This window comes from Actinacidiphila sp. bgisy144, assembly GCF_057708105.1.
The window spans coordinates 99,692-108,858 of record NZ_JBYIRM010000030.1 but is presented as its reverse complement, the minus strand read 5'-3'; the positions used below and the strand labels follow the sequence as shown (position 1 = coordinate 108,858).

10 protein-coding genes are annotated in these 9,167 nt (G+C 73.9%); 3 read left to right on the top strand and 7 right to left on the bottom strand.

Translation table 11 applies throughout. The features are described 5' to 3' along the window. Window positions 1–118: 118 nt before the first annotated feature. The 3 genes from AC3EVP_RS28915 to AC3EVP_RS28905 all read right to left on the bottom strand — a co-directional run bounded on the left by AC3EVP_RS28915 (window position 119) and on the right by AC3EVP_RS28905 (window position 1,982). Window positions 119–784, bottom strand: a complete 666-nt coding sequence (locus AC3EVP_RS28915) for an SDR family NAD(P)-dependent oxidoreductase (protein ID WP_435134861.1) — start codon at window positions 782–784, stop codon at window positions 119–121. Between the two features lie 105 nt (window positions 785–889). Then, the gene (locus tag AC3EVP_RS28910) at window positions 890–1,267 is read right to left on the bottom strand and encodes a DUF2255 family protein (RefSeq protein ID WP_435134858.1); all 378 of its coding nucleotides are present in this window, start codon (window positions 1,265–1,267) and stop codon (window positions 890–892) included. A 139-nt stretch (window positions 1,268–1,406) separates the two neighbouring features. Further along, window positions 1,407–1,982: a TetR/AcrR family transcriptional regulator gene (locus AC3EVP_RS28905; protein WP_435134856.1), complete on the bottom strand. Its 576-nt coding sequence runs from the start codon at window positions 1,980–1,982 to the stop codon at window positions 1,407–1,409. 63 nt (window positions 1,983–2,045) lie between these two features. On the opposite strand from AC3EVP_RS28905, the gene AC3EVP_RS28900 reads away from it, so the two are divergent. Then, window positions 2,046–3,065, top strand: coding sequence for an SDR family NAD(P)-dependent oxidoreductase (locus tag AC3EVP_RS28900; protein ID WP_435134853.1), 1,020 nt, complete (start codon window positions 2,046–2,048; stop codon window positions 3,063–3,065). Window positions 3,066–3,115: 50 nt separating this feature from the next. Here the strand turns inward: AC3EVP_RS28900 and AC3EVP_RS28895 are convergent, their stop codons facing one another. Then, window positions 3,116–4,495 (bottom strand): MFS transporter, encoded by a 1,380-nt coding sequence (locus tag AC3EVP_RS28895; RefSeq protein WP_435134850.1) that lies wholly within the window; start codon window positions 4,493–4,495, stop codon window positions 3,116–3,118. Window positions 4,496–4,599: 104 nt separating this feature from the next. Further along, window positions 4,600–5,445 (bottom strand): alpha/beta hydrolase, encoded by an 846-nt coding sequence (locus AC3EVP_RS28890; protein ID WP_435134848.1) that lies wholly within the window; start codon window positions 5,443–5,445, stop codon window positions 4,600–4,602. A gap of 118 nt (window positions 5,446–5,563) precedes the next feature. On the opposite strand from AC3EVP_RS28890, the gene AC3EVP_RS28885 reads away from it, so the two are divergent. Continuing rightward, on the top strand, window positions 5,564–6,532 hold the full coding sequence (locus AC3EVP_RS28885; RefSeq protein ID WP_435134845.1) for a LysR family transcriptional regulator: 969 nt from the start codon (window positions 5,564–5,566) through the stop codon (window positions 6,530–6,532). A 12-nt stretch (window positions 6,533–6,544) separates the two neighbouring features. Further along, a complete protein-coding gene (locus AC3EVP_RS28880; protein ID WP_435134842.1) occupies window positions 6,545–7,090 on the top strand; it encodes a 2'-5' RNA ligase family protein in 546 nt (181 codons plus the stop codon). 36 nt (window positions 7,091–7,126) lie between these two features. Here AC3EVP_RS28880 and AC3EVP_RS28875 read toward each other — a convergent pair whose 3' ends face one another. Both AC3EVP_RS28875 and AC3EVP_RS28870 read right to left on the bottom strand, forming a co-directional pair. Further along, complete coding sequence (locus tag AC3EVP_RS28875; protein ID WP_435134840.1) at window positions 7,127–8,032, bottom strand: NADP-dependent oxidoreductase; 906 nt, start codon at window positions 8,030–8,032, stop codon at window positions 7,127–7,129. Window positions 8,033–8,229: 197 nt separating this feature from the next. Further along, window positions 8,230–9,162, bottom strand: coding sequence for a P-loop nucleotide/nucleoside kinase family protein (locus AC3EVP_RS28870; RefSeq protein ID WP_435134837.1), 933 nt, complete (start codon window positions 9,160–9,162; stop codon window positions 8,230–8,232). Window positions 9,163–9,167: the final 5 nt, after the last annotated feature.

The following is a 9,167-nucleotide window of genomic DNA, read 5'->3' as shown; positions in this document are numbered from 1 at the left end:
CCCCCCCCCTCCCCCCCCCCCCGTCCGGGCGCAGCAGGAGCAGCCGGCCGTGCGGGGGCGCCCAGGTGTTCCGCGCCCACGGTGACGTAGCGGCGGGGCAGCGCGCGCCTCAGCGGGGTCAGCCGTTGATCGGTGCGGCGTAGTGCCGGAAGCCGTCGCGCCGTTCGTGCAGTGTCCACAGTGTGCGGGCGAGTCGGTCGGGGTCGGCGTGCTCGTCACCGGGGGTGATGGCGCCGGGGATGATCAGCTGGGCCACGTGGATGTGCTCGCCGGCCAGGGCGTCGTGGAGCATGTGCGCGTAGGCGCTCTCGGCGGCGAAGGCGATGGAGGTGCCGGCGCGCTGCGGGTGTGGTTGGACCGCGCTGCCGCCGTTGACGAACAGAAGGGTGCCCCGGCCCCGTTCACGCATGCCGGGCAGCACGTGCTCCACGGCGGTCATGGGCCCGAACAGGGAGAACGCCAGGGGTCCTGCCAGGTCCTGGGGGCGGGTGTCCTGGACGGGCTTCATGAAGTCCTTGTGCGGGACGGGGCTGTACTGGAGGACCTGGATGGGGCCGAGCGCGGCGGTCGCGGCGTCCAGGGCGGCGATCAGGGCCTGCTGGTCGCGGACGTCGGCGGCGAACCCGCGGGCGTGCACGGCTTCCTGGTTCAGTGCGGTGGCCAGGGCATCCAGGTGCTGCTGGTTGCGCGAGATCAGGGCGATGTCGAAGCCTTCCCGGCCGAAGCGGCGGGCGACGGCGGCGCCCAGGCCGGGGCCGGCGCCGATGATGGCGAGGGTGGGCATGGGGACTCTCCTGAGCGGTGGTCGGATGCGGGCGGCGGTGTCCGGCGGGACGGCAAGCGCGGGTCGGCAAGCGGTGACCGGCGGGCCGGCGGAGGCCGGATCGGGCTACGGCTGCGGGGTCAGGCGCAGGGTAGTGGCCCGGGCCTGGTCGGCGACCATCGGCTCGACGTAGCCGGTGTAGCGGCCGTACTTGGCCCGGTAGGCGGCATCGACCTGTGCGTTGACCGTGTCGTCGGTGGTCGGGGTGAAGGCGACGTCGGCCTCCTCGCCCCCGGCGGCGATGTGCCCGGTGCCGCTTTCCCGGGCGGTGTTCCACCAGGAGCCGGCCGCACCGCGCCAGGAGCGGACGTACAGGTCGTCGCCGTCCCGTACGACCCAGATGGTGGTGGCTTTGCGCAGGGAGCCGTCGCCGCGGCGGGGTGCGACGCGCAGTTCGTCGGCTGCGGCGATCCGCTCCAGCGTCCGGGGGTTCCAGGTGCTCACGGGCTGCTCTCCTTCACGGCGCGGGGCGTGGTGGGGCTACGACCGTCATCATCCCGTCCACCCGGTCGCGGGCGTGGGAAGCGGTGCGGGTCCGCTCAGGTGACGGTCGGCGGGGTCACCCGTTTCCTCCGGTGCGTCTTCAGCGCAGCAGCAGGTCGATCGCGATCCCCATCCGTTCGCGGTAGAAGTCCCGTGCCGCGGCCTGGTGCTTGAGGCCGATCGACACGCTGATCATCGTCCGGGCGATACGGCGGGCCGCCGCCCGCCCCGCGGTGGCGGCGATCGCGTCGGTGATCAGTTGCTCGAAACGGCGCGGTGCGGTCTCGGCGATCTCCCCCAGCAGGCCGGGGTTGGCCTCGATGACCCCCGCCACGTCGCGTGCCAGCGGGCCGACGTAGCGGCCCGCCCAGTGGTCGAACGCGTCGAGGAGGCGCTCCGCAAGGGGCCGGCCGGTGGCGGCCAGGGCATGGTCGACGGCCGCGATGTCGCGTTCCAGCGCCTGGGTGGCGGCGGCGCGGAACAGGCTCTCCTTGGAGGAGAAGAGGAAGTACAGCCCGGGCCGGGAGATGTCGGCGGCACGCGCCACCTCCTCCATCGAGGTCTTCCGGTAGCCGAATCGCGCGAACGTGGCCATGGCGGAGTCCAGGACCTTCGTTCGCCGGTCGGTGTCGGCGGCCGACGGCGAGGGGTGGCCGCCGGCGGTGGGGCTGTTCATGGGCCGAGCATACGAGTGTGCGCCGCACTATACAAATAAAGGCTAGTGCGTATAGTCGCCGCCATGACGACACGCGAACCCCTGTCCACGCCCTTCACCGCCACCAGCACCGCGGACGATGTCCTGCGGGGCATCGACCTCGCCGGCGTCCGCGCGATCGTGACGGGAGCGTCATCCGGGATCGGGATCGAGACAGCCCGCGCGCTGACCGCTGCCGGGGCGGAAGTGACGCTCGCCGTCCGGAACACGGCGGCGGGGGAAGCCGTCGCCGAGGCGATCGCGAAATCGACCGCGGAAAGCGGAGGAAGCGGGGAAAGCGGCGGAAGCGGCGGCGCAACCGGGGGGCCACGGCCCCGGGTCGTCCGGCTCGACCTCGCCGACCGGACGTCCGTCGCACGCTGCGTCGACGCGTGGGACGGCCCGCTCCACCTGCTGATCAACAACGCGGGCGTGGTCACCGGCGGCCTCGAACGCACCCGCGAGGGCTGGGAGTTGCAGTTCGCGACGAACCACCTGGGCCATCTCGCCCTCTCGACCGGTCTCCACGACGCCCTGGCGCTGGGCGCGGCCGACCGCGGCGGAGCACGGATCGTCGCGGTCAGTTCGACCGCCCACATGCGTGCCGGCATCGACTTCGACGACCTGCACTTCGAGCGCCGCGGCTACGATCCGCAGATCGCCTACGCCCAGTCGAAGACGGCGAACTCCCTCTTCGCGGTCGAGGCGAGCCGGCGCTGGGCCTCCGACGGCATCGTGGCCAACGCGGTGAACCCCGGCGGCGTCGCGACCGGACTGCAACGGAACTTCACAGCGCGGCAGCGGGAGTCCCTCGACGCGGCCGAGGCCGCCGGGGTCTTCACCTACAAAACGGTCGAGCAGGGCGCAGCCACCACCATCGTCGCGGCCGTCGCCCCGCAGTTCGCCCACTCCGGCGGCCACTACCTCGACGACTGCCGCGAGGCGTACACCGTGCCGAACGACGCCGACCTGGCGCAACACCCGCACGGCGTCAAAGAATGGGCCCTCGACCCCGCCACCGCCCACCACCTCTGGACCATCTCGACCACCCTGCTCCACCTCTGACCGCAAGGGCCCGCGCTTCTGCACCGCGTCGGCCTGCCCGGTCGGCGGGCTCACACTCCGGGGGTTCCGGACGTCGCCGTGGCGCGCGCCGCGTCCGTCCGCTCCGTGGGCGGGTGGGGGCGGGGGTGCATGCGGAGGCTGATCAGCGCGGTGAGGGCGAAGACGGCGGCCTCGTAGATCATGGCGTGGCGGAACGCGGTGCCCGGGGAGGCCGCGGGGGCGAAGTAGACGAGGCCCGCCACCGCCACCCCGATCGAGCCGCCCAGTTGCTGGGCGGTGGGCAGCAGCCCGGAGACCGAACCGGCGGCGGAGCCGTCCACCCGTGCCAGCACCAGCGCGAATACCGAGGCGGTGAACGCGCCGAACGCGGCGCCTCCGAACGCCAGGACCGGCAGCGCGGCCCAGCGCCCGGCCGCTGTGCCGATGAGCGGCGCGAGAGCCAGGGACGTGGCGGCCAGCACCAGCGCCGACGCCGTGAGCACGGCCGACCCGTGCCTGCGGGCCATAGCGGGTGCGGCACGGCTGCCCAGTACGGCCGCGGCCGCGAAGGGCGCCGACGTCAGTGCGGCGGTGAGCGCGGAGTACCCGATGGCCGACTGGAGGTGCAGGGACAGCAGATACGTGAAGGACGGCACCCCGGCGTTGAACACGAACACCAGCAGCACCCCCGCACGCGCCCCGCGGTCGCGGAAGAGCGACGGCTGCACCAGGGGGTCCGGCCGGTGCGGGAGCGTCAGGGCGAAGCAGCCCAGTACGGCGACGGACAGGGCCAGCAGGGCCCAGGTCCACCAGGGCCAGCCGACTTGCCCGCCCAGCGCCAGCGGCAGCACCAGCGCGCCGAAGCCCACGGTGGTCAGCAACACGCCCGCGGTGTCGACGCGTTGCCCGGCCGCGCCGCGCGTACGGGGCAGTACGGTCGCCCCCGCGAGCGAGACGAGCGCCACCGGCACCGTGACCAGGAACACCGAGCGCCAGCCGAGGCCGAAGAGGTCGGCGCCGACGAGGAGTCCGCCGATCAGCGGCCCGGCCAGCGACGCCAGACCCATCGTGGCACCGAACAGGCCGAGAGCCCGCGGGCGCCGGGCAGCGGGGACGGCGACCTGGATGATCGACAGCACCTGCGGGGCGACCAGGCCGCTGCCCGCGCCCTGGACCAGCCGGGCCGCGATGAGGGTCGCGGCGTCGGGAGCGCACGCGGCGGCGACCGAGCCGGCCATGAAGACGATCGTGCCCAGCACGAACAGCCGGTGGTAGCCGTACCGGTCGCCGAGGCGCGCGGACGTGATGAGCAGGCAGGCGTAGGTCAGGGTGTACCCGGCCAGGATCAGCTGCACGGCGCCCGAGCCGGCGCCCAGGTCGGTCCGGATCGCCGGGGCGGCGATCTGCGCGATGGTGACGTTGAGCAGCTGCACGAAGGTCGCGCTCAGCACGACCGGCAGGACGAGCCGCGAGCCGCCACCGGCCGCCGGCCGTCCCCTGCTCAGCGACGGGACAACCGCCGCGGGCCGCCGCGGGCTCACGAACCGCTGCCGGCTCACGACGCCAGGGCCGCGGCGAGCTCGCTCGGCCGGGCGGCGAACGGGCTGTGGCTGCCGGGCAGGGTGCTCACCGTGAACGGGTTGTCGGGGAAGGCCCGGTCGGCCTCCGCGATCATCAGGTCCTGCGCGGCCGGTGCCAGTGCCTGGTCCTCGGCGCAGCGCAGGAACGTCCGTGGGATGCGCCCCCACCGTGCCACGGTCAGGGTGACCGGCGCCGTCGGGATCGCCAGGGGCAGGTCGGGGCTCAGCGCGGTCCGCCACCGGTCGAAGCGGTCCGGCGGGGTGTCGTGGTAGTGGGTCTGCCGCAGCTCGTCGACGTACGCGGGGTCCGTCGAGAGCGGGTTGATCCGTACGGCACCCAGGGCCGCGGCGTCGCCGAGGTTGAGGTGCTGGCCCAGCGCGGTGGCGTTCTCGGGTGCGCCCAGGTAGTCGAAGAACCGCGGCCGCCCGCCCGGGACGAAGGCGGACAGGTACACGATCCGGTCCACCAGCTCGGGCGCCCGCTCCGCGGCCAGGGACGCGGGACCGCCGCCCGCGCTGTGCGCGACGAGCACGGTGGTGCGGTGGTGGCGCACCTGGCGCAGGACGTTCAGTACGGCCTCGGCGCAGTCGTCCATCGTCACGGCGGCGAGCGGGGACTTCTCGGTGAGCAGGCCCGGCTGGCCGGGCAGCAGGTATCCGGCGGGCAGGGGCGCGTCGAAGCCGTGCCCCGGCAGGTCGACTGCCACGCTCGCGGTGCCCGGTCCCGCCAGCGCGCGCTGCGTCGCCGCCCACTGCGCGGAGCTGTGCCAGGCGCCGTGCACGAGGACGAAGACGGTGTCGGTCGCAGATGCGTTCTTCATGGCTCCATTCCAGGCGGGAACCGGGGCGCCATCCATGCGTAGATCTGGCAAGTGGCGTGGCGATACCTTCGAGGTATGGTCGGCAGTGGGATGGGGTCGAGGGAACGGAGGGCGGGACGTGGAGGCGCGGCACCTGCGGTACGCGGTCGCTCTGGCCGAGCACGCGCACTTCGGCCGGGCGGCCGGCGAGTTGGGCATCGCCCAGCCGCCGCTGTCCAAGCAGATCGCCGACCTGGAGCGCGAGGTCGGGGTCCGGCTGTTCGACCGCACACGCCAGGGCGTGTTCCCGACCGCCGCCGGCGAGGCGTTCCTCGCGCGGGCCCGCCGGGCGCTCGACGAGATCGCGGCGGCCACCGTCGACGCCGGCCGGGCCGCGCGCGGCGAGACGGGGCGGCTGCGCCTGGGGTTCGTCGCCTCGGCGCTGCTCGACCCGCTGCCGGGCGTGCTGAGCCGGTTCGGCCGCGACCGGCCCGACGTGAGACTGGAACTGCACGAGATGGCGACCAGCCGCAGCAGCCCCGCCCTCGTCGCCGGGGAGTTGGACGTGGCCTTCACCCTCGGCCCGCCCCGCGGTGCCGGAGCGGAGCATCTCGTGTCCGTCCCGGTCGGACGCGACCATGTGATCGCCGTGGTCAGTACGGCGCACCCGTACGCGGGTCAACGGGCGGTCACCGCCGACCAGTTGCGGCGGCAGCCGCTGATCGTGTCGGCCGGCGAGGACGAGCCCGCGGTGGTCGCCGGGCTGCGCGCCCTGCTGGGTGCGGACTCCCCTGCGCTCGGCGGCGCGACCGTCGCGCGGGACGTGCACACGATCATCGGCCTGGCCGCCTCCGGTGTGGGCGTCGGGCTGGGGCCGTCCCGCATGAGGGCGGTCCCGCGGCCTGGAGTGCGGTTCTGCGAGGTGACCCCGCGCACTGGCCTGCCCGACCTCGTCCTGTCCTTCGCGGCCCGCGACCACTCCCCGGTGCTGCGCGCCTTCCTCGACACGATCCGGTCGAACTGCCCCGAGGTCGGGGCCGCGCTGGACGACCGGCTCCGGCCGTCCGGCCCGGCCTCCCCCGGGTCGCCGCCGGTCGGACCCCGCTGATAGACAGACACGATGGCCGATGACGAGGCGCAAGGACCCCGGGCACCCCGGGCAGGACAGTCAGGGCTGATCGTGCGGGTTCCGGAGGCGGAGCCCCTGGTAGGCGCGTGGCGGGACCGGCTCGACCCCTCGGCCCGCGCCGGAGTTCCCGCGCACGTCACCGTGCTCTTCCCGTTTCTCGACGCGAGCCGCATCGATGGGGGTGTCCGCGCCGCCATCGGCGAGGTGCTCGGCCGACAGGAGTCCTTCGAGGCCCGGTTCGGCCACTGCGGCCGGTTCCCCGGAGTGCTGTATCTCGCCCCTGAACCGGACACCGGATTCAGGCGCCTCACCGGGGCGATCGTGCGGCGGTGGCCGGAACACCCGCCGTTCGGCGGGCAGTTCGAGGATGCCGTGCCGCATCTGACCGTCGCCCAGGGCCAGGACGAGGCGGTCGTGGAGCACGTCGAGGCCGACCTGCGCACCGGCCTTCCCGTCGTCGCCCGGGTCTCGGCCGTCGACCTGCTGGTTTACGACGGGACGCGGTGGCGGCAGCGGGCCTCCTTCCCGCTGGGGTAGCCGCGCACGCTCGTCTGTCGTCGGAAGTGGACCGGGTCAGAGGCGGATCACGATCTTTCCCCGGGTGTGGCCGCCCTCGGAGGAGGTGTGTGCTTCCGCGATCTGTTCGAGCGGGTAGGTCTGCTCGATGTGCGGTGCGTAGCGGCCCCGGCGGCCGAGTTCGGCTGCTTCGGCGAGGAGCGCGGAGTCGTTCGTCGCGTGTGCCACCACGACGCCCAGGCCCTGCGCGTTGGTGTGGTCGGCGACCGTCGACACGCGCGCGGGGTCGCCGACGATCGCGACGAGGTCGGCCAGCGACCCGGAACCCGCGGTGTCGAGCGCGACGTCGACGCCGTCGGGCGCCAGGTCGGCGAGGCGCTCCGCGAGGCCGGCACCGTAGGTGGTCGCCACGGCTCCCAGGGAGGTGAGGAACTCGTGGTTGCGCTCACTGGCCGTCCCGATCACCTTCGCTCCCCTGGCCACCGCGATCTCGACCGCGGCACTGCCCACGCCACCGGCGGCGCCCTCGATGAGCAGGGTCCGGCCCGACAGGGGGCCGAGCGCGTTGAGCCCGCCGAGCGCGGTCACGGACGCCAGTGCGGCACCTGCGGCCTGCTCATCGCTCCACGAGATGGGCGCGAGGGTCCAGGCGGAGAGCACGGCCAGCTCCGCCGTCGTGCCCGTGAGGCCGCCCAGCCCGAAGACGCGGTCGCCGACGGCCACCCCCTCCACGCCCGCACCGATCTCGTCGACCACACCGGCGGCCTCACGCCCGGGAATCGCGGGCAGGTCCAGGGGGAACACCTCGCGCACCGCACCCGAGTGCAGTTTCCAGTCCACCGGGTTGACGCCGGCTGCCGCAACGCGGATACGGATCTCGCCCGGCCCGGGATGCGGGTCCGGCACCTCCTCGACCACGAGGGTGTCCACGCCGCCGTACTCGTGATAGCGGGCTGCACGCATGATGTTCTGCCTTTCCACACGGCCGCGGCGGGCCGCTGCTCAAGATCGCCGCGATAACTGCCGGCGAACGCCGACACCACTACGCTAGAACCTCACATCAGTGTCAGATGCAAGTCGGGCGGACCGCGACCCCGGCTCAGGGGCGGTGGCGGGGTGCCCGGGGGCGTGTCCGCGGCGGTACGGTCCCGCCGCCGGCGTTACGCCAACCGGGCGAGCACGGCGGCCACGTTCTCCTCGTGCGGCCCCGTGGTGTCGACGGTCAGCGTGCCCTCGGGCCAGGGCGGAAAGAGCGCCATGCGCTGCTCGACGTTCGGCCAGAGCCCGGCATCATGCCACCCGGGGATGCCGCGCGTACGCCCTTCCAGCCGGGCCCGGTGGACGACCGGATCGGAGCACACGCAGTGCACCGCGACGAACTCCGCTCCCGCGCGGCCCGCCAGACTCGCCCAGCGCTCACGGTCGGCGACGCTCTCCGCGGGGTGGTCCAGCACCGCAGACCGGCCCGACGCCAACTGCCGTACGGCGAGCGTGGTGAGCAGTTCGCCGCCGATGCCCAGCAGGTCGTCGACGTGACGGCCGCCGAACGGCGTCAAGGCACCCAGCAGCCAGTCCACCGCGAACACGGGAACGCCCAGGCGCGCCCCGACGGCGTCGGCCAGCGTGCTCTTGCCGACCCCCGGCACCCCCGAGAACACGATCAGCCGAGCCCCCGGCGCCCGGTCCAGCGGATAGCGGGAGAAGTCCGCCGGGAGCCGCGGCGTCACATGGTCGGGTACCAGGGCCGTGGTGTATGCCGCGACGATGCGGTGCGGCTCGTCGGGCTCGATCGTGCAGGTGACGACATCGACGGAAGGGCCCGCCGTCCCGTCGGCGTGCCGCCGCACGCGCGCCCGGGCGGTGGTGGCACCGCCCTCCAACGCGACGACGGTCAAAGGGGCGTACGTGGCCGCGCGGCCGCGGAACCGTTCGACGAAGACGTCCGGCGCCACCCGAGCCGTGAAAGCCGGGGCCAGGACCTCGGCCGCGTCCTTCCCCCAGTCCGCCCGACCGGCGAGACCGTCGAGCAACCACTCCAGCCGGGCCATCGCCGGACCGCCGATGCGGTGCTGCGCGCTGCCGTCGCGTGCCATGGTGC

Excerpts from the sequence above, each read along its gene's own strand:
- AC3EVP_RS28890 (WP_435134848.1), bottom strand. The coding sequence starts at position 5,445 with ATGAAGAACGCATCTGCGACCGACACCGTCTTCGTCCTCGTGCACGGC.
- AC3EVP_RS28880 (WP_435134842.1), top strand. The coding sequence starts at position 6,545 with ATGGCCGATGACGAGGCGCAAGGACCCCGGGCACCCCGGGCAGGACAG.
- AC3EVP_RS28915 (WP_435134861.1), bottom strand. The coding sequence starts at position 784 with ATGCCCACCCTCGCCATCATCGGCGCCGGCCCCGGCCTGGGCGCCGCC.
- AC3EVP_RS28900 (WP_435134853.1), top strand. The coding sequence starts at position 2,046 with ATGACGACACGCGAACCCCTGTCCACGCCCTTCACCGCCACCAGCACC.
- AC3EVP_RS28875 (WP_435134840.1), bottom strand. The coding sequence starts at position 8,032 with ATGCGTGCAGCCCGCTATCACGAGTACGGCGGCGTGGACACCCTCGTG.
- AC3EVP_RS28870 (WP_435134837.1), bottom strand. The coding sequence starts at position 9,162 with ATGGCACGCGACGGCAGCGCGCAGCACCGCATCGGCGGTCCGGCGATG.
- AC3EVP_RS28905 (WP_435134856.1), bottom strand. The coding sequence starts at position 1,982 with ATGAACAGCCCCACCGCCGGCGGCCACCCCTCGCCGTCGGCCGCCGAC.